22 protein-coding genes and 1 tRNA gene are annotated in these 17,562 nt (G+C 62.6%); 14 read left to right on the top strand and 9 right to left on the bottom strand.

Going from position 1 to position 17,562, the window contains the following annotated elements; translation table 11 throughout:
* Positions 1 to 4 precede the first annotated feature (4 nt).
* The 6 genes from C6A82_RS13240 to C6A82_RS13215 all read right to left on the bottom strand — a co-directional run bounded on the left by C6A82_RS13240 (position 5) and on the right by C6A82_RS13215 (position 5,894).
* Positions 5 to 754: an ABC transporter ATP-binding protein gene (locus C6A82_RS13240; RefSeq protein ID WP_105342803.1), complete on the bottom strand. Its 750-nt coding sequence runs from the start codon at positions 752 to 754 to the stop codon at positions 5 to 7.
* Positions 738 to 1,619, bottom strand: a complete 882-nt coding sequence (locus C6A82_RS13235) for an ABC transporter ATP-binding protein (protein WP_105342805.1) — start codon at positions 1,617 to 1,619, stop codon at positions 738 to 740. The genes C6A82_RS13240 and C6A82_RS13235 overlap by 17 nt, the downstream gene beginning before the upstream one ends.
* Positions 1,616 to 2,818 (bottom strand): branched-chain amino acid ABC transporter permease, encoded by a 1,203-nt coding sequence (locus C6A82_RS13230; protein ID WP_105342807.1) that lies wholly within the window; start codon positions 2,816 to 2,818, stop codon positions 1,616 to 1,618. Before C6A82_RS13230 ends, C6A82_RS13235 begins: the two co-directional genes overlap by 4 nt.
* Positions 2,815 to 3,852, bottom strand: coding sequence for a branched-chain amino acid ABC transporter permease (locus tag C6A82_RS13225; protein ID WP_105342808.1), 1,038 nt, complete (start codon positions 3,850 to 3,852; stop codon positions 2,815 to 2,817). Before C6A82_RS13225 ends, C6A82_RS13230 begins: the two co-directional genes overlap by 4 nt.
* Before the next feature lie 83 nt (positions 3,853 to 3,935).
* Positions 3,936 to 5,147, bottom strand: coding sequence for a branched-chain amino acid ABC transporter substrate-binding protein (locus tag C6A82_RS13220; RefSeq protein WP_105342810.1), 1,212 nt, complete (start codon positions 5,145 to 5,147; stop codon positions 3,936 to 3,938).
* A 117-nt stretch (positions 5,148 to 5,264) separates the two neighbouring features.
* Positions 5,265 to 5,894, bottom strand: coding sequence for an ANTAR domain-containing response regulator (locus tag C6A82_RS13215; RefSeq protein WP_105342812.1), 630 nt, complete (start codon positions 5,892 to 5,894; stop codon positions 5,265 to 5,267).
* Between the two features lie 78 nt (positions 5,895 to 5,972).
* Here C6A82_RS13215 and C6A82_RS13210 point away from each other — a divergent pair.
* Positions 5,973 to 6,049 (top strand) — tRNA-Leu (locus C6A82_RS13210).
* Positions 6,050 to 6,060: 11 nt separating this feature from the next.
* Here the strand turns inward: C6A82_RS13210 and C6A82_RS13205 are convergent.
* Together C6A82_RS13205 and C6A82_RS13200 are read right to left on the bottom strand one after the other, a co-directional pair.
* Positions 6,061 to 7,206: a site-specific integrase gene (locus C6A82_RS13205; RefSeq protein ID WP_233216835.1), complete on the bottom strand. Its 1,146-nt coding sequence runs from the start codon at positions 7,204 to 7,206 to the stop codon at positions 6,061 to 6,063.
* A gap of 61 nt (positions 7,207 to 7,267) precedes the next feature.
* Complete coding sequence (locus C6A82_RS13200) at positions 7,268 to 7,840, bottom strand: helix-turn-helix domain-containing protein (protein ID WP_158261613.1); 573 nt, start codon at positions 7,838 to 7,840, stop codon at positions 7,268 to 7,270.
* Between the two features lie 110 nt (positions 7,841 to 7,950).
* Here C6A82_RS13200 and C6A82_RS26975 point away from each other — a divergent pair, with 110 nt between their 5' ends.
* From C6A82_RS26975 to C6A82_RS13185, 4 genes are all read left to right on the top strand, one after another.
* Complete coding sequence (locus C6A82_RS26975; RefSeq protein ID WP_105343517.1) at positions 7,951 to 8,133, top strand: helix-turn-helix domain-containing protein; 183 nt, start codon at positions 7,951 to 7,953, stop codon at positions 8,131 to 8,133.
* A complete protein-coding gene (locus tag C6A82_RS13195; RefSeq protein WP_158261612.1) occupies positions 8,100 to 8,390 on the top strand; it encodes a hypothetical protein in 291 nt (96 codons plus the stop codon). Before C6A82_RS26975 ends, C6A82_RS13195 begins: the two co-directional genes overlap by 34 nt.
* A gap of 176 nt (positions 8,391 to 8,566) precedes the next feature.
* Positions 8,567 to 9,481 carry an AAA family ATPase gene (locus C6A82_RS13190; RefSeq protein WP_233216834.1) on the top strand — a complete coding sequence of 305 codons (915 nt, stop codon included), beginning with the start codon at positions 8,567 to 8,569 and terminating at the stop codon, positions 9,479 to 9,481.
* Positions 9,482 to 9,810: 329 nt separating this feature from the next.
* Positions 9,811 to 10,065: a hypothetical protein gene (locus C6A82_RS13185; protein ID WP_105343514.1), complete on the top strand. Its 255-nt coding sequence runs from the start codon at positions 9,811 to 9,813 to the stop codon at positions 10,063 to 10,065.
* Between the two features lie 362 nt (positions 10,066 to 10,427).
* On the opposite strand, the gene C6A82_RS13180 is transcribed toward C6A82_RS13185, so the two are convergent.
* A complete protein-coding gene (locus C6A82_RS13180; protein ID WP_158261611.1) occupies positions 10,428 to 10,721 on the bottom strand; it encodes a hypothetical protein in 294 nt (97 codons plus the stop codon).
* 14 nt (positions 10,722 to 10,735) lie between these two features.
* On the opposite strand from C6A82_RS13180, the gene C6A82_RS13175 reads away from it, so the two are divergent.
* The 9 genes from C6A82_RS13175 to C6A82_RS13135 all read left to right on the top strand — a co-directional run bounded on the left by C6A82_RS13175 (position 10,736) and on the right by C6A82_RS13135 (position 17,232).
* On the top strand, positions 10,736 to 12,205 hold the full coding sequence (locus tag C6A82_RS13175) for a terminase large subunit domain-containing protein (RefSeq protein ID WP_105343512.1): 1,470 nt from the start codon (positions 10,736 to 10,738) through the stop codon (positions 12,203 to 12,205).
* A complete protein-coding gene (locus C6A82_RS13170) occupies positions 12,202 to 13,512 on the top strand; it encodes a phage portal protein (protein ID WP_105343510.1) in 1,311 nt (436 codons plus the stop codon). Before C6A82_RS13175 ends, C6A82_RS13170 begins: the two co-directional genes overlap by 4 nt.
* Positions 13,509 to 14,108, top strand: coding sequence for a hypothetical protein (locus C6A82_RS13165; protein ID WP_105343508.1), 600 nt, complete (start codon positions 13,509 to 13,511; stop codon positions 14,106 to 14,108). The genes C6A82_RS13170 and C6A82_RS13165 overlap by 4 nt, the downstream gene beginning before the upstream one ends.
* Positions 14,089 to 14,538, top strand: a complete 450-nt coding sequence (locus C6A82_RS13160) for a hypothetical protein (protein ID WP_105343506.1) — start codon at positions 14,089 to 14,091, stop codon at positions 14,536 to 14,538. The genes C6A82_RS13165 and C6A82_RS13160 overlap by 20 nt, the downstream gene beginning before the upstream one ends.
* 15 nt (positions 14,539 to 14,553) lie before the next feature.
* Positions 14,554 to 15,036, top strand: coding sequence for a hypothetical protein (locus C6A82_RS13155; protein WP_105343504.1), 483 nt, complete (start codon positions 14,554 to 14,556; stop codon positions 15,034 to 15,036).
* Between the two features lie 109 nt (positions 15,037 to 15,145).
* Entirely contained in the window at positions 15,146 to 15,991 is an 846-nt protein-coding gene (locus tag C6A82_RS13150; protein WP_105343502.1) for a phage major capsid protein, read from the top strand.
* Entirely contained in the window at positions 15,991 to 16,308 is a 318-nt protein-coding gene (locus tag C6A82_RS13145; RefSeq protein WP_105343501.1) for a hypothetical protein, read from the top strand. Before C6A82_RS13150 ends, C6A82_RS13145 begins: the two co-directional genes overlap by 1 nt.
* On the top strand, positions 16,309 to 16,653 hold the full coding sequence (locus C6A82_RS13140; RefSeq protein ID WP_105343499.1) for a hypothetical protein: 345 nt from the start codon (positions 16,309 to 16,311) through the stop codon (positions 16,651 to 16,653).
* 72 nt (positions 16,654 to 16,725) lie between these two features.
* Positions 16,726 to 17,232, top strand: coding sequence for a hypothetical protein (locus tag C6A82_RS13135; protein WP_105343497.1), 507 nt, complete (start codon positions 16,726 to 16,728; stop codon positions 17,230 to 17,232).
* The last annotated feature ends 330 nt before the right edge of the window (positions 17,233 to 17,562 follow it).

The following is a 17,562-nucleotide window of genomic DNA, read 5'->3' as shown; positions in this document are numbered from 1 at the left end:
GGATTCAGGCGACGCCGAGATATGCGGCCCGAATGCTGTCGTCCTCCAACAGCGCACGGGCGTTGCCTTCACGGGTGATGTCGCCCGTTTCCAAGATGTAGGCACGATCGGAGCGCGTGAGTGCCTGCTGCGCGTTCTGTTCGACGAGCAGCACCGTGGTGCCCTGGGCGTTGATATCGGCGATGATCTTGAAGATCTGCGATATCACCATGGGCGCCAGCCCCATCGACGGCTCGTCGAGCAACAGCACCCGCGGCCGCGCCATCAGCGCGCGACCGATCGCCAGCATCTGCTGCTCGCCGCCGGATAGCGTGCCGCCCACCTGGTTCTTCCGTTCGGCGAGCCGGGGGAACGTCTCGAGCACCCAGTCAAGGTGCTCCTTGTGTTCGGCCTTGGACGCGAACTTGCGGCCGTAGCAACCCATTTCCAGGTTCTCGACGACGGTCATGCCCGGGAAAACGCCGCGCCCCTCCGGAGCCTGGATCAGGCCGTCGGTCACCCGCCGGTGCGCCTTGACGCGGCTGATGTCGTTGCCCTCGAACCAAACCGAGCCCGACGTCAGCGGGCGCAGCCCGGAGATCGCCCGCATGATCGTCGTCTTGCCCGCGCCGTTGGAACCGAGCAGGGTAACCAACTCGCCCTGGCGCACCACGAGCGAGACACCATGAAGCGCCTGGATACGTCCGTAGTGCACGACGATGTCGCGGGCTTCGAGTAGGACGGGCCGGTCGTCGATGTCAGGAGAGTTCGTCATCGGGCACCCCCAGGTAAGCGGCGATGACCTTCGGGTCCTCGCGGATCTCCGCAGGCAGCCCGTCGGCGATCTTTCGGCCGAACTCCAGCACCACGATTCGGTCGGTCACGCCCATCACCAGTCGCATGTCATGTTCGATGAGAAGCACCGTATAGCCGTCGTCGCGGATCTTCTGGATCAGCTCGATCAATGCGGACTTCTCGCTCGGGTTGAAGCCGGCCGCCGGCTCATCGAGGCACAGCAGCTTCGGCTCGGTGGCCAGCGCACGCGCGATCTCGAGGCGCCGCTGGTCACCGTAGGGCAGGTTTCTCGCCTTCTCCTCGCCGCGGTGCGCGATGCCGACGAAGTGCAGCAGCGCCGCTGAGCGCTCGACGGCCGATTTCTCCTCGCGGCGATGCCGAGGGGTGCGCACGAGCGCCCCCGGCACCGACGTGTGGTGACGGGCATCGGTGCCGACCATCACGTTCTCCAACGCGGTCATCTCCCCGAAAAGGCGGATGTTCTGGAAGGTGCGGGCGATGCCCTTGCGGGTGATCTGGTGCCGCTTGATGCGGCCCAGTGGCGCGCCGTCGAAGATCACCGAGCCGGAGGTGGGCCGATAGACACCGGTGATCGCATTGAAGCAGGTGGTCTTGCCTGCACCGTTCGGTCCGATCATCCCGAGGATCTCGCCACGGCGGATGTCGAACGTTACCGAGTCCAACGCCGTCAGCCCGCCGAACTTGACGGTCAATTCCCTTGTCTGCAAGAGGACTTCGCCTTCGGCGGCGTGGATCTCCCGATGCACACTGGCGAGTTCTTCGATCGTCTTCTCTGCTCCTGGCGTCAGCGAAGATTCGTCGGCGCCGGGCAATGGTGTGCTCATGCGGCCGGCTCCTTCTCTGCAGGTTTGGTCCCCAGCAGATCGCGCGCGGCCTTGCCGTAGGCCAGCAGTTGCTGACGGGCTGGGAACAGACCCTCGGGACGGAAGATCATCAGCACGACGAGCGCGAGCCCGAAGAATAGATATTTCAAGTCGCCGAGATTGATTCCGAGGAACTCGACGCCGAGCAGACGGTTGGGCAGATACACGATGATGAACGCGCCGAAGATCACCCCGAGCTTGTTGCCCTGCCCGCCGAGGACGACCGCACACAGGAAGAGCATCGAGTTGATGATGTTGAACGTCGGCGGTGCGACATACTGCACCTGTCCGGCGTACAGCGCCCCCGAAAGTCCGCCGATGGCCGCGCCGATCACGAATGCCCACAGCTTGAACCGGAAAGTGTTCACGCCCATGACCTCTGCGGCGTCCTCGTCCTCCCGGACAGCAATCCAGGCGCGGCCGACCCGGCTGCGTTCCAGGTTGCCGACGAGCATCAAGATGGCGACGATGAGAATCAGCCCGAGCCAGAACCACCAGGTGCCGTAGTTCGCCTCGCCGGTCGAATTGGCGCTCGAGAACACCCCTTCGGGCAGTTTCTCGCTCTCGGCGAGGCGTGGGAACGCGACCTCGTTGAGGCCACGCGGGCCGCCGGTGGTGTCGGCCAGGTTGTCGGCCATGAGCCGGATGATCTCGCCGAATCCCAGCGTGACGATCGCCAGATAGTCACCGCGCAGACGAAGCGTCGGGAAGCCGAGGATCAGGCCGGCCAGCGCGGTGATGGCCATCGCCAGCGGCACACAGGACAGCCAGGCCCACGGCGTGCTGAAGAAGCCCGTGGGTCCGACCTTGTTCCATGGGCTGTCGGGACTGGTCAGCAGCGCGACCGTGTAGGCGCCGACGGCGTAGAAGCCGACGTAACCGAGGTCGAGCAGGCCCGCCTGGCCGACCACGACATTGAGGCCGATCGCGATGATCGCGACCATCGCGAACTGCGCCATGGTTCCGCCGAAGCTGATGCCGGGGGTGTCGAGGAACGGCGGGGTGTACAGCGGCAGCAGGGCGACAGCGCCGAACAGCAGCACGCCGAAGACCCACTTCTGGCTCCGCGACAGACCGTCCCACCAGGTGCGCAGACCATCGCCCGGCGCGAGGAGGCGTTTCGCGCGCGCCTCTTTTGCTGCCTCCGATTTCTCGCTCATGCGCGTGCCTTCCCGAGGCTCTCACCGAGTATCCCGGTCGGCCGGATCAACAGCACCAGAACGAGGAGCGCGAAGGCGATGACATCTCGCCACTGCGTGCCGAAGACGGCCTGCCCGTAATTCTCCATGATGCCGAGCAGCAGGCCGCCGAGAAGGGCACCGCGCAGGTTGCCGATACCGCCGAGCACTGCCGCCGAGAAAGCCTTGATACCCAACAGGAACCCGCCGGAGTAGATGATGCCCTGCGGCACCTTGAGTGTGTACAGCAGCGCCGCGGCGCCGGCCAGCAGCCCGCCGATCAGGAACGTGGTCATGATGATGCGCTCGCGCGAGACGCCCATCAACGTCGCGGTGGTCGGGTCCTGCGCAACGGCACGAATACCTCGGCCGAACTTCGTCCGGTTGATCGCGATGTCGGTCAGCAGCGCGAGGACCAACGCCGCCACGATGATCACGATCGTGACGTTGGAGACCGAGGCGCCGAAGATGGTGAACTGCGTCTTCGGCTGCACCAGGATGATGGGCCGCTGTGCATTGCTGCCGCCGTAGCCCTTGAGCAGTTTGGGCAGAACGAAGTGCACGAACTCCTGCAGGACGAACGACATCCCGATCGCGGTGATCAGGAAGGTCAGCGACCGCGCGCCCCGTTTTCGGAGCGGTCGATACGCGACGAACTCCAACCCGACGGCCGCCGAGCCGGAAACCAGCATCGCGAACAGCATCGCTACGCCCAGGTAAACGATCGTCAGGACGATGCCCTTGTTGTACGCGTTACCGCTCGGTGTGAAGCCCATGATGACGTCGAGCGCGAAGTACGCGCCGAACATGCCGAGCATGAAGATTTCGGAGTGTGCGAAGTTGATCAGCCGAAGCACACCGAACACCAGGGTGTAGCCGACGGCAACCAGCGCGTAAATGGCACCCCACGAGAGTCCATCGATCGTCAACTGCCAGAAGCCGGTTCGCAGGTTCTCGACATTGAAGTTGATGTCCGCAGCTAGGCACGCGTACTGGTCGACGCACTCGTGGATCATCCGGCGGCGGGCTCCTCGCGCAGGTTATCTGAAGCGAAAGCGCGTCCGAGCTCTTCAGTCTCGGACGCGCTTCGCCCGCAGGATTACTGGACCTTGAAGATCCAGATCAAATTGGTGGTGAGCTCACCGGTGGGGCTCCACTGGTAGTTGCGCGCCACCCCCTGGCCGTTGTAGTTCTTCACGAAGTCGAGCAGCGCAGGGCGCGTGATGGCGCCCGAGTCGATGCCCTTCACCAGGATGGTGCCCAGGTCGTAACCCTCAGCGCTGTAGGTGCCCGCCTCGGCGTTGAACTTCTTCTGGTACTCCTCGGCGAACGGTCCTGTGGCAGGGCCGCACGGGCAGGACAGGATCGCATCCTTGGCGGCTTCACCGGCCTGGCTGACGAACTGCGGGTCCTTCGTACCGTCGGCGCTGACGAAGGTGCCTTCGAAGCCGCCGTCCTTGAGCTGCTGGACGAGCGGAGCCGCCTCCGAGTAGTAGCCGCCGTAGAACACGGCTTTGGGGTTGACTCCCTTGACCTGAGTCACCGCGGCGGAGAAGTCCTTGTCGCCCTTCTTCACCGAGATGTTACAGCCGGAATCGGCCGTCGCACCGAGCGTGTCGCGCACGGCGGTCGCCAGGCCGAGCCCGTAGTCGGTGCTGTCGTCGATGACGCAGACCTTCTCGTACTTGAGACCGGTCTTCATGTAGTTCGCGACCGACGGGCCCTGAACGGCGTCGTTGGCCAGGCCTCGGAAGAAGGTCTTCCAACCGTTCTCGCTGAGCGTGGGGTTCGTCGCCGAAGCGGTCACCGCGACCAGACCGGCCTGATTGAAGACGCCGCCGGTGGCCTTCGTCTCACCCGAGAATGCCGGGCCGACAAGGCCGATCGTGTACTGGTCGTCGACGATCTGCGGTGCGATCGCTGTCGCCTTCTGCGGATCGCCCTCGGTGTCGAACGGCTTCAGCTGGATCTGGCAGCCCTTGTTGGCGGCGTTGTGCTTGTCGATGGCCAGCTGCACACCGTTCTTGATGTTGATACCTAGTGCCGCGTCCGGGCCGTTGAGCGCACCCGCCATGGCGATGGACACCGGCGGGCAGTTGGCCTTGCCGTCGCCTGCGGGATCGGCGGCCGCCGCGCCCTGGGATGCCTTGACCTCGCCACCCTTCTCGTCGATCTGTACCTGCTCGACGATCTTCAGGTCTGTCTCAGGTTTCCCCTCTTCGGGCTTGGACTGCTGACAGGCAGCCATGCTGAGCACCACAAGCCCTGCGCTACCGAGCGCTACTGCGCTCCGTGCCACGCGACCGCGCACGTTTCCACCTCCGACTCAATGTTTTAATCGGCATCGACGATCTGGCTTCAAGCAGCCAGTGCGCTGACGCTTCGGGTAGAACATAGCCAACGCATGGCCGTGGTGCTCGTTTTCCGCCTATTGGTCGCTCGACGGCGCGGCGCCCTCCGGCGCATCGAGGGTCTCCAGCACCACCTCGGCAACGCGCCGCATCGTCGTCCGGCGATCCATCGCCGCCCGCTGAATCCACTTGAACGCCTCGGGCTCGGACATCTGATGCTTGGCCTGGAGTAAGCCCTTCGCCCGCTCGACGAGCTTGCGTGTCTCGAGCCGGTCGGACAGCGTCGCGACTTCTCGCTCCAGAGCGCTGATCTCACTGAACCGGCTCACCGCTAGCTCGATCGCGGGGATCAGATCGCTCATCGAGAACGGCTTGACGAGGTAGGCCATGGCACCGGCGTCGCGGGCCCGCTCGACCAGTTCGCGTTGGCTGAAGGCGGTCAGCACCACGATCGGCGCGATGCGCTTGCCCGCTATCTCTGATGCCGCGTCGATGCCGTCGCGGCGCGGCATCTTGACGTCCATGATCACCAGGTCGGGCTTGAGGCTTTCGGCAAGTTCCACGGCTTCCTGCCCGTCGCCGGCCTCGCCGACGACTTCGTACCCCTCCTCGCGCAGCATCTCGGCCAGGTCGAGCCGGATGAGGGCTTCGTCCTCCGCGATGAGCACACGGTGCGGCTTGGCTTCGTCAGTCGGTGCGCCGGTCATGGGTGCCATTGTGGCGGTCGTGGGCCGAGTCAGCGACCTCAGGGGATCCTCTATGGTGGAAAGCCGACTGCTTCTTGCGCCCTCGTATCCCAACTGGCAGAGGAAACGGATTCAAAACCCGTACAGTGTGAGTTCGAATCTCACCGAGGGCACCACAATGCCCAGCTCATAGCCTATTTTCGGCTGGTGAAACAGCCCTAAGGGGGGCTGCCGTCCGCAGTCCGTCCGCAGTAGTTTGAGCGGCCGCGTCGAAAGCGTCCGCAATCCGTCCCAAGTCGTCGGGGAACAAATGGCCGTAGCGGTCGAGCGTCAGCGTCGCTGTCTTGTGTCCGAGAAGGGTCTGCAACACCTTCACGTTGGCCCCAGCGGCAATCGCCAGACTCGCGCACGTGTGACGCAACTCGTGCGGCGTCAGCCCGTCCTCACCGACAGCCGTTGCCGCCGGGTCGAACACCCACCGAACCTCACCCTCGGTGACGTAGCCGCCGCGCCGCGACGCGAACAGCAACTCGGTTTCCGGCCGCTCCCCTATCTCTGTTTCGAGCAGCGGGGCAAGGAACCGCGGCACCGGGACGCTGCGGGCGCTGTGGTTCTTCGTCGGACCCTCGACCAGACCTCTCCCGGTCACGTTGGTCACCGAACGGCTGACACGTATCCGCCGCGCAGGCAGGTTCACATCACCGACCCGCAGTGCCGCCGCCTCACCAAACCGCAACCCGCAATAGCCCAGCACCAGCACCAAGGTTCTCAGCCGTCCCGACGCCACCGCCAGACGGTGCAGTTGCTCATGCGTTAGGTACCTCTGTTCGACCTCCGGCTTGCGCGGCAACTCGATTCCTTCGGCCGGATTCGCGGGCAGATGCTTGGCCTTGACCGCATACCGGAGTACCTGACTGACAACCTGATGAGCCTGAATCACCCGCGACGCACTCAAACCCCTGCCCTCGAACCGGCTCGACCCATCGACCGACAGGGCGCTCACCCATTGCTGCAAGTCCTCGAAGGACACGTCCCGCAGCGGCACGTCACGCCAACGCGGCAGTACCACAACATCGAGCAGCGACCGGTACCCGGCGACCGTCTTAGGCGCTCTTGTCGCCTTCGTTTGGATCCACCGGTCGGCCAACACCCCGAACGTCTCCCCTGACAGTTTCGGGTCGGTCCACGAACCGGTTACTTGGTCGGATACCTGCTTGTCGAGCCACTGCTGGCCGTCGACCTTGCGTGTGAACACCTTCGCGTGTTCGCGGCCCCTGTCGTCGACATAGCGGGCACGCCATCGCTTGCCCTTGCCGTCATTCGCGCTGGGCACGGTCTTCGCGTTTCCGTGGGCATCCCGGACCGTCTTATTCCAGCGGTCCTCAACCCCAGCCCTACGACTCCGCTTCATTGTTAACCTCCTCGCTCGAAAGCTGAAGGAGCAGCTCTAATGCCCTCTGCTGCACTAGGTCCGCACTCGGCTGGACATCTGCGCCTTCTGATAACTCGAAGGCAGTGACATGGAACATCGCGCTAGACGCATTCATAAGCGCATCACCCGCCTCGGCAACAAGAGCCTCGAGTTCGCTCCTGCCGTCGAACTCGAAGGCGGTTAGGTCCGTCCATCTTTCTCGGAGCGTTCCCACTGTCAGCGATATCTCGTGCATCGACTGTCGAGCGACGTCACGCAAGCCGCGGAAGGCGAACGCTAAGTCATCACCTGCGCCGGCTTTCCTACCGAGCAGTGAGTCGAGCGACACGCCGAACAGGTCAGCGAAACCGACAGCCTCATCGAGTTTGACTTCCCGCTCGCCACTCTCAATCTTCGCCACCGCAGTGTTACGCATATTGTCAATTCCCTTGTCTGACAACATCCTTGCTACTTCAGCCTGAGTCCAGTTTCGGCGATTGCGTTCGTCTTTGACCCGTTCCCTGAAAGCGGTTCGCAGCTGCTGCGGTATCCCCATGAGCGGAAACATACCTCTTATGGGTTGCAAACGCAATCAACGTGAGGTTGAATGACAGCGTTGGTATTCCCGATAGACGGGATGCTCCCTACTAAAGGAAGGAGGCGCTTGTGGAGAATGAGTACCTTTCCGCAGCCGACCTCGAGGCGCTCACTGGGACACCGGAGAGTACTTGGCGCTATTTCGCGCATATCGGAAGCGGCCCAGCGTCATTGAAAATCGGCCGACGCCGGGTGTGGAAGCGGTCCACAGTGCTGGCATGGCTCGAAAGTCTGGAGTCCGCCACAGCATGAACCAATACAACGAAAACGACGCCTCCGCGGGCTACGGAGACGCCGTCAAGAACACGGTTGAGGACCTGGTTCAACACCATCGTACCCACCAACGCCGACCGCATCGGCCATCAACCGGGCTCGTCGCCTATGGCTTCCGTTGGGGATTCGCCCGCGGTGCCGTCAACGTACTCAGGGAAATTTGGCCCGAACTCGACGACGCCGCCCGTGCACGTGCCGCAGAGCTGGTCACCCGGTATCAGCGGGAGGCTGCGTGACGAGTTTGCTAGAAGACCCTTATCGTGACATACCTCCTGCCGAGGACGAGCCGCCGTGGGATGCAACCGGATACCTGGGTGCGGTTGCATCCCGGCCGAGAACCCGCAGGTCAGAGGAAGAGCTAGACGAGGCTGTATCCCGCTTCCGTCCAGACGACTACGTGAATATTGGTGAGTTGCTGGATGGCACTATCGACTCCCCGACACCGGAAATCTGCCGCCGCGACGACGGCATCGGATTGTTTTACCGCGGTCAGGTCAATGTCGTCTTCGGCGACTCCGAAGCGGGCAAGACCATGTTGTGCGACTTCGGCACGGTCCAGGTGCTGAACGACGGCGGCAACGTCCTCCGCCTCGACCTCGACCACAACGGTCCCGATGCCACGGTTGCGCGTCTGCTGGCCTTGGGCGCGAGCACGACGGTACTTCGAGACGACAGCCGGTTCTTGTATACGGAGCCTGACGACGCCCTCCACTTGACGCGGATTGTCGCGCACATGGCGACATGGTTACCGACCTTCGTTGTGCTCGACTCCATCGGCGAGTTGATGCCGCTCTATAAAGCCAACAGCAACAGCGCAGATGAATTCACCGCCGTGCACAGGTCGGTCATCAAGGCACTTGCCAAGACTGGCGCCGCGGTCGCTGCAATCGACCACATCTCCAAGGGCGCCGAGTCACGCAGTTACGGCGCAACCGGGACCGCCGCCAAGAAACGCGCTGCCGGCGGCTCATCGCTTCGAGTGTCAGTTGACAAACCATTCACGCCCGGAAAGGGCGGCTCGGCATGGATCACCATCCAAAAGGACCGACACGGCGGATTGCGGCAGGAATCACCAGCTAGCGATAAAGAACCCGTCGCTGGGAAGTTCGTCATGGAAGTCGACGGTGACGTCACGCGCGCTTACATCCGGCCGCCCGAGCCTGGAACGCGCAACCCCGCCGAAATCGCGCCGCCCGACGATGTCGCCGCAGTCGAAGCACTCGACCCCCACCCGAAGTCAGCACGTGACGCAAGACGCCGCCTCGCGTGGCGCGATGAACGCGCACGAAAGGCATACAAGACCTGGTACCAGGAGAAGAACACATGAACGGGAGACGCCGCACCCGTCCTCGCCTGTGCCGGACCTGTCGGAAGAACCGCACCCGCAACCTGAGCCGTATCTGCGACAAATGCAGGACCCGTCATTCAACGACCGACCACGAAAAACTGGCCGACGCAATCGTCGCCGCCATGAAATGGGAGTAACCCAATGCCAATACAAAGCTGCGATGACGCGTTGCGTCTCGCAAGGCTCAACCTGCGCAGCCGATTCCACAAACTTGCCGCTCGCACAACAACGATGAACGTCGTAACCATCGAAGCGTTTCACGACTTCCTCGACGACGCAGCCGACCACCTACGCAAAGGACACACCAAATGACGAACGCATTCGTCACCGTTACCGACGCCCGCCGCGCAGCGGCGCTCATCGCCCACTACAGCGTCGCCAATGTCGAAGGCTGCAACCTCATCCTCAAGGAAGCCAACGACGAACAACGAGTAACCAACCTCATCCAGGCAATCCTCGACGTTTACCAGACCATCGTCCCGCTCCTGCACACAGAGTTAGGTGTGACCGCCATCCGCGGCTGCATCGCCACACTCGCAATGCGCGAGGAGGAAGAGCGGTGACGATGAAGCCGTGCCTCCAATGCGGTGAACTGTCCGACCTCAACCGCTGCCCACAACACCAACTGAAGGACACCCGCAACCGACAAGCACGCGGTTACGACTGGCGATGGGACGAACTGTCACGACGAGCTCGCCGCCTCCAAACGTTCTGCACAGACTGCGGCGCAACAGAAGACCTGCAAGCCGACCACCTACCCAGCGCATGGAAACGCAAAGCTGAAGGCAAACCCATCCGCCTCATTGACATCGACGTGTGCTGTGGACCATGCAACCGCAAACGCGGCTCAGCACGCCCAGGAAGCACCAGGGGCGGTGACCCTAACGACTCGACTTCAAGCACCCGAGGCAAGGCACAGAGGGCGTTACATACTGCCGTCTCGCTCCTCGGCGCGTGCGTCAAGGAAGCGCCAAACAAGCCACACCATAACCAATATCAGCACGCCGAAGAGAATGAGAACCCAACCCTCCCGAAAGCCAGAGGAAAGGGCACCGAGCATTCCGAACATGCCTGTGAGGACTCCTGTGTTGAACTTGATCGCACGGCCGATGTTTCTGATGTTCGGAGTGCCGGAGTCCTTAAGCAAGTCGCCGAACGCGGTCCCTATCGCGAACACACCGAAGAGAAAAGTCAGGTTCACCAGGATTTCAGGAGTCATGGCCGGAGCTTGCCATGAAGGCCGGGCCAAAGTCGGCTGTCGACGATAGCCCGTTGCCGTGGCGGCCTCGGTCGGCAGGGTCTGCGCGCTTCTCAAGGTTCTGCGAGACCTACGTGAAGGTTCCGAAGGGAAAAGGTGCCAAGACGCCGCTGCGGCTGAGGGATTGGCAGCGGGATCTCGTCGGGTCTGTTCTCGATGCTGAGGTGCAGCCGCGTACCGCGGGTTGGATGTTGCCGCGTGGGCAGGGCAAATCGACGCTGGTCGCCGCCTACGGGTTGTACCGCTTCTTCTGCGGCGGCGAAGGCGCTGTCGTGTGCGTCGTCGCGGTCGATGAGCGGCAGGCCGGCATCGTGTTCGGCATCGCCCGCCGCATGGTCGAGCTACACGACGACTTGTCGTCGCGATGCCAGGTGTTCAAGGAAAGGCTCTACATCCCGTCGCGGGACGCGCACTTCCATTGCCTGCCTGCGGAACCGAAACGGCTGGAGGGCTTGGACTACACCCTCGCCATCCTCGACGAGGCCGGGGTAGCGAACCGCGACTCCTACGAAGTGCTGACACTGGCGCAAGGCAAGCGGGAAACGTCGACGCTCATCGCCATCGGGACGCCGGGACCGGACCCGAACAACCAAGTACTCGCAGACCTCCGCAACTATGCGGCCGACCACCCCGAAGACACATCGCTCGTGTGGCGTGAATTCTCCGCGGCAGGTTTCGAGGACCACCCAGCCGATTGCACCCACTGCTGGGAGTTGGCCAACCCGGCTTTAGATGACTTCCTGCACCGCGATGCCATGCACGCGCTGTTGCCTCCCAAGACCCGTGACGCGACATTCCGCCGCGCCCGATTGTGTCAGTTCGCCACCGACACCGACGGTGCCTTCCTACCCGTCGGAGTATGGGAAGGACGGTCGACCGGACAAGGCATAGCTCATGGCGCGGAAGTCATCATTGCGCTTGATGGCTCATTCTCGGACGACACAACCGCCCTGCTGGCGGGAACCGTCTCGACGGAGCCACACTTTGACACCATCAAGGTATGGCAACGCCGCAACGGCGATGATTCCTACCGCGTGCCCGTCGCCGAGGTCGAACATGAGATACGAGAAGCCTGCAGGCGCTGGCGGGTACAGGAGATTGTCGCCGACCCCTTCCGTTGGACCCGCACGCTACAAGCGCTTGAAGCAGAACAGTTGCCGGTGGTTGAGTTCCCACACTCACCGGCACGACTGACAGTTGCGACCGGTGACCTGTACTCGGCTGCAGTCAACGGCCGCCTCACACACTCCGGTGACCGGCAACTCGCCGAGCACGTCGCCGCCGCCGTCATCGTCGAGGACGCCCGAGGCATCCGCCTCGCCAAAGCCTCCCGGTCTCGGGCTGCCCGAAAAATCGACCTCGCCGCCTGCCTGGTGATGGCGCATTCCCGCGCTACCTGGCGCGCAACTCACAAGAAACGAAAGAGAGCAGTGAGCTTCAAATGAACGACCTACTTCAAATCCTTTTGCAGCGACTCGACGAGGCCGCCGCCAAGTACGCCGACCTCGAGCGGTACTACTCAGGCACCCAACCGCTGGCCTACCTGTCACCAGAAGCAAAGGAAGCGTTAGGAACCCGGTTCGGCCGCATGGCGTCGAACCTGCCGCGCCTTGCGGTCACCAGTCTGACCGAACGGTTGCGCGTCACCGGATACAGCGGAGTCGACATCTGGGACGACTGGCTACGCAACGACATGGACCAAGACAGCGCGACCGCCCACCGCGAAGCGCTGCTCCTCGGCTCCTCGTACGTCATCGTCTGGGCGGACCGGCTAGGCCAGCCCCTAGTGACCGTGGAGTCTGCGAAGCAGATGGCCTGCGTGCGCGACCCCGGTACCCGCCGCATCACCGCCGCCGTTAAACGCTGGGAAACCGACACCGGCACCGAAGCTGTCCTTTACGGCCCCGACGAAATCGTGCGGTACCGGTCCAACGCGACCGGTGCCACGATTCACGGCTTCAAAGCGGTTGAGTCGATTGCGAACCCGCTTGGTGTCGTCCCGGTAGTCCGGTTGCTCAACAGTGACCGCATCCTCGACGAAGGCGTATCTGAGATTGAAGACCTTCGACCGTTGTGCGACGGGCTGAACAAGACGCTCGCCGACATGATGGTCACATCCGAGTACGTCGGCAGGCCGCGGCGTTGGGCATCCGGCATCGAACTGACCGAGGAACCCGTCCTCGACGACGACGGCGGCGAAACCGGCGAAACCGAAGCGGTCAACCCATTCCCCGAAGGCAACCGGATGATGCTGTCGGAGAACGAAGCCGCGAAGTTCGGACAACTGCAAGCCGCCGACCTCGCCGGATATGAGGCCGCCGTCCGCGTCCTCCTCGGCCAAGTCATGGCCGTCTCTGCATTGCCTGCGCACTACTGCGGCGTGATGCAGGACAGCGTCACGTCGGCCGACGCCCTCCGCGCCGCCGAGGCATCCCTCACCGCACGGGCCGAGGCTCGCCAGCAGCAGTTCGGTAGAAGCTGGGAGGACGTCGCGCGGTTGATGGTCGCTGTCCGCGATGGGACAGACCCGCTCCAAGTTGATGCCCGCGTGCAATGGGCCGACGCCAGCACGCGCAGCGTCGCACAGGAGGCCGACGCCGTCACCAAACTCTTCGCCGCCGGCCTGCTACCCGCCTCCTACGCACTGCAACGCCTCGGCTACACAGACGACGAAATCGCCCAGATACGAGTCGCCCGCCGCACCGAAGCATTAGACAGCGCTGGCGTCGACCTCACCAGGTTGGCGTCGTGACCTACCAAGACGAACTCATCGCTCTAGCCGACAGCAGCGACCGACACGTCCAAGCCGTCTACAGCCGTTACCTGGCGGGTCAGTTGACCGCCGAGGAAGCAACAGCCCTTATCGCCGCCGCGATAGCGCAGGCCAATGCCCGCGCCTACGCCCTCGCCGACCTAGCTCTCGCCGCAATCGTCACGGTGCAAACCGGCACCGCCGCAACGGTTGTGGGAGTGCTGCCGTCAGCCGACGACTCGGCACGGCTGCTGAAGGCCGCCACAACAACGCTGCTTGACGTCACCAAGGAATCAGACGTCCCCGAGGCTATTGTGTCCCGCCTGGCCCGCTCAGAGCCGCTAGAGAGCGCCACAACAGCGTTCGGCGAGGCGATGCCTCGACAACCCCTCGTCAAGGCGTGGGTGCGGCAACTCGACGCCGACCCGTGCCAACTCTGTACCTGGTGGTGGAGAGAAGGCCGGATGTGGCCCGCCAACCACCCGATGCCCCGCCACAAAGGCTGCGAATGTGTCCAAAGTCCCGTAACGGCACGAAACATCCAAAGCACCGGATACACACGACGATTGGAGAGAAATGACCGAGCAACAGCTTGACGAAAACCCGGTGGAGGACACCACCGACGAACAGGAAGGTGCAACTGATGAACGTATTAAGCAGGCGCCGGAGGAGGCGCCGGCCGAAACCGACGAAACCGAAGCCGACTCCTTCAGCCGTGCCTACGTCGAACAACTACGGCAGGAAAACGGCAAGTACCGGCAGCGAGCACAGCGGGCCGACGAACTCGCTCACCGCCTGCACAACGAACTTGTCCGCTCCACGGGACGTCTAGCAGATCCTGCGGACCTTCCCTTCTCCGAAGACCATCTTGATGACCCGGGCACCCTGACGTCCGCAATTGAAGACCTTGTGGCTCGGAAACCGCATCTGGCCGCACGACGACCCGCCGGTCAAATTGGCCAGGGCGTGTCAGCCTCACCCGCTACCGTCGACCTTGCCGCAATCCTGAGAAATAAAGCCGGATAAGGGGGACATCGGCTGATGATGTATTTGGTTAGGCCCGATGGCGTATTGCAGTGGACGACCTTCGAGCAACTGTCGCCGAGCAGATACGTGGAGATGGGCGGCAATCTTGAAACCATTGGCGGTTGGCAGGACGCTGAGCGACCGCAGATGCCCTCGGATATCGCAGTCGCTCTGAGATACGGCATTCCGGTGAGACGCGGGATAGTCGTAGACGCCGAATACATCCTCGACCAACGACGCCCCTACGAGCTACGCGAGCTTTACGAGAGGGCGAAAGACGCTGGGGCCCATCCTCAAATCCAGGCAACGGAGGAGTTCATCGATAAGCATCTGGCACCGGGGTGGAAGCAAGAAGGCGAGGATCTTGCCCGACAGCTTGATGAGACGAACCAGGAGTCGGTGCGGGAGGCTTTAGAAAAGTCGAGGCAAGACCTAGAAGAGCCGATGAAGGAAGAGCTAACGACCCATTGGAAATCAATAGGTGGCGTCATTCCTTAATCGCGGTCTCTACAGGTATTCTGGTGGGGTCGGTCCTGGTGGCCGGCCCCCATCGTTGTCCTGGTGGCACGGGTTTCCCTAATCCCTTTGTCTGGAACAGGACTCATCTATGGCTGAAACAACTGCCACCAATCCCGAATTGCTTGCCGACCAAGTCAGTTCACTTCTAGTGCAGCCGCTCGAAGCCGCTTCGGTGGTGCTTTCCAGCGGCCCGCGCATCTTCGACACGTCAGGTGTGCTGCGTGTACCAAAGCTCGTTTCCGGCGCCACCGTTGGGTTCGTCGGTGAGGGCGGATTGATTCCCGACACCGCCGATGTCGACTTCGACGAACTTGTGTTGATGCCGACCGAGCGCAAATCGCTGAAGGTCATTCTGCGCTACACCAACGAGCTTGTGCGGCAGTCGGTTATCGGTATCGACGCAGTCTTGAAGGCCCGCCTTGTCAAGGACGTCAGCGACAAGCTGGACCTTGCACTGTTGACCGGCAATGCTGCCTCGGACTCCATCCGCGGCCTTCTCCACCAGGCGGGCACCGTCACCACCGAGTTGGACGTCACAGATGCAGACAGTCTCCTCGACGCCATCGGCACCTGCGTGGCTAACGAAGTCATGCCCAACCGGTGGCTGTTCAACGGCGGCGACTTCGTCAAGCTCCGCAAGCTCAAGGAAGCGACCGGCTCCAAGAAGTACCTCCTCGAGTCCGATGTCACCGACGGCCCGACCTACCGCTTGTTCGGAATCCCGGTGACGCCGACCAACAAGATTCCGGAGGGCACCGCGATTCTGGCTGACTTCAACCAGGTGGCTGTCGCTCGCGATGTCGCACCTTCGGTGACGGTGCTCACCGAGCGGTACGCGGAGTACGACCAGGTCGGTCTGCGGGTCACATGCCGCTACGACCTCGGGCTGCTTCAGCCCAAGGCTGTCGTCGTCCTCGTCACTCCGGGCAGCTAGTGACTGTCGAGCCGTATCAGGTGGCGGCGTTCCTCGGCAGGCCCGAGGACGCCGCCATCCTGACGACCGCCGAGCAGGCCATCCCGATAGTGACTGTGATGGTCAAGGCGTACGTGCGCGGCGGAAGCGAATGGGAACCCAACGAAGAGTTGGATGCGGTCATCGTCACCGCCGCCGCCCGCATGGTGTCCAACCCTTCCGGATTGGCCCACGACCTAACTAGCGGCCCGTTCAGCCATTCGCTGCGCGGCGCATTCCAAGGCTGGACACTGGCCGAACTGTTCGTCCTCAATCGCTACCGCAAGCGAGCCGTGTAGATGTTCCCGCAACTATTGGAGGTCGGGCTGCACACCTACAGTGCAGGCCCGGTCAACGGGTACGGGAGCGAAACCGCCGTCTACACCCCGCCGAAGGACAGCCCTGGCACCGCAGCGAAGGTGTACGGCTGGTCGGTTGCGTCAAGCTTCGAACCGCGCCCCGACGACCTGGTCGTGACCGACGTTGACCTCTTCGCGCCTGCTGATTTTCCAGCGGGAGCATACGACGTCATCGACCTACCCGACGGGCAGTACGAAGTCATCGGACAATCCCAGGATTACAACCACGGCCCATTCAGATTCACACCTGGCGTTCTGGTCCATTTGCGACGGGTCGCGGGCTGATTACTGCGGCGACGTGACACGCCGCAACTGCTTGGCCCCCCGTCGCTTCCTTCTTCTGACAGCATTGCGACCATGCCGACACCGGAAGTCGTGTACTCAGTCGTTGCTGCGCGACGCCTTCAATGGGACAACCTCGTCTGGCAGGTGCCAGTTCTCAGTCTGACAGCACAGGCATTCTTATTCACGATTGCAGTGGGTGCAGACTCTAGTAACTCCGCCCGAATTATTAGCTCTTTGCTATCCCTACTGGTCACATTCCTCTGCATCACCCTGATGGCTCGGCATCGCCAGGCCGAGATATATGACGCCCACTGGTTGGAAGACGTCGAAAAGAGGGAGTGGAAGATGGACGTCCCGGTACACGGCCACACGTTTGCAAAGGCTCGTGACCAGGAAGGCGTCGACGGGGGCTGGATTGACAAGCTAACGCCCAGACCTCGCCAGTCAAAGAACCGGAAGGCGTTTCCGGGTTACCGTACGTGGATAGGCGGACTCCTCCTCTTTGGTCTAGCGGCTCTGTTTGTCCTGGCAACCACGCTCATGGAAATCGCGATTGGATGTCCGCACCTTTTCGACTGAAGGCGGCGGCTGAAACGACGGACGCCGACGCGACGAGGTACAGCATTCGCACCGTCCGCAGAGCGTCCGCAGTAGATTCGACAACAGCCGTAGCCCGCCAACACAACCAACCGTCTGACCTGCTGCTTTGTCGGACAACCAACGCAGCTTGCACTGACTAATGTCAGATAAGACGGATTCAAAACCCGTACAGTGTGAGTTCGAATCTCACCGAGGGCACCCCGTATTCGCAGTCCAGAGCCCGTATCTAGGCCGATCTATTCGATACCGAATCTGCCGGATACCGCAGTGGTACCGCAGCAGTCTTGCGGGCAGCCTTGGCTGCGGTAT

The sequence above is a fragment of the Mycobacterium sp. ITM-2016-00318 genome (assembly GCF_002968285.2).
GTDB lineage: Bacteria > Actinomycetota > Actinomycetes > Mycobacteriales > Mycobacteriaceae > Mycobacterium.
Note: the sequence above shows the minus strand (reverse complement) of the source record. Positions and strands in the feature narration are given on the sequence as shown.

Bases quoted from the DNA above. Each gene is read 5' to 3' on its own strand.
- C6A82_RS13140 (WP_105343499.1), top strand. From the start codon at position 16,309: ATGTTCCCGCAACTATTGGAGGTCGGGCTGCACACCTACAGTGCAGGC.
- C6A82_RS13235 (WP_105342805.1), bottom strand. From the start codon at position 1,619: ATGAGCACACCATTGCCCGGCGCCGACGAATCTTCGCTGACGCCAGGA.
- C6A82_RS13195 (WP_158261612.1), top strand. From the start codon at position 8,100: ATGGCTCGAAAGTCTGGAGTCCGCCACAGCATGAACCAATACAACGAA.
- C6A82_RS13175 (WP_105343512.1), top strand. From the start codon at position 10,736: ATGAAGGCCGGGCCAAAGTCGGCTGTCGACGATAGCCCGTTGCCGTGG.
- C6A82_RS13160 (WP_105343506.1), top strand. From the start codon at position 14,089: ATGACCGAGCAACAGCTTGACGAAAACCCGGTGGAGGACACCACCGAC.
- C6A82_RS13185 (WP_105343514.1), top strand. From the start codon at position 9,811: ATGACGAACGCATTCGTCACCGTTACCGACGCCCGCCGCGCAGCGGCG.
- C6A82_RS13200 (WP_158261613.1), bottom strand. From the start codon at position 7,840: ATGGGGATACCGCAGCAGCTGCGAACCGCTTTCAGGGAACGGGTCAAA.
- C6A82_RS13215 (WP_105342812.1), bottom strand. From the start codon at position 5,894: ATGACCGGCGCACCGACTGACGAAGCCAAGCCGCACCGTGTGCTCATC.
- C6A82_RS13240 (WP_105342803.1), bottom strand. From the start codon at position 754: ATGACGAACTCTCCTGACATCGACGACCGGCCCGTCCTACTCGAAGCC.
- C6A82_RS13230 (WP_105342807.1), bottom strand. From the start codon at position 2,818: ATGAGCGAGAAATCGGAGGCAGCAAAAGAGGCGCGCGCGAAACGCCTC.
- C6A82_RS13180 (WP_158261611.1), bottom strand. From the start codon at position 10,721: ATGACTCCTGAAATCCTGGTGAACCTGACTTTTCTCTTCGGTGTGTTC.
- C6A82_RS13170 (WP_105343510.1), top strand. From the start codon at position 12,202: ATGAACGACCTACTTCAAATCCTTTTGCAGCGACTCGACGAGGCCGCC.
- C6A82_RS13155 (WP_105343504.1), top strand. From the start codon at position 14,554: ATGATGTATTTGGTTAGGCCCGATGGCGTATTGCAGTGGACGACCTTC.
- C6A82_RS13225 (WP_105342808.1), bottom strand. From the start codon at position 3,852: ATGATCCACGAGTGCGTCGACCAGTACGCGTGCCTAGCTGCGGACATC.
- C6A82_RS13135 (WP_105343497.1), top strand. From the start codon at position 16,726: ATGCCGACACCGGAAGTCGTGTACTCAGTCGTTGCTGCGCGACGCCTT.
- C6A82_RS13150 (WP_105343502.1), top strand. From the start codon at position 15,146: ATGGCTGAAACAACTGCCACCAATCCCGAATTGCTTGCCGACCAAGTC.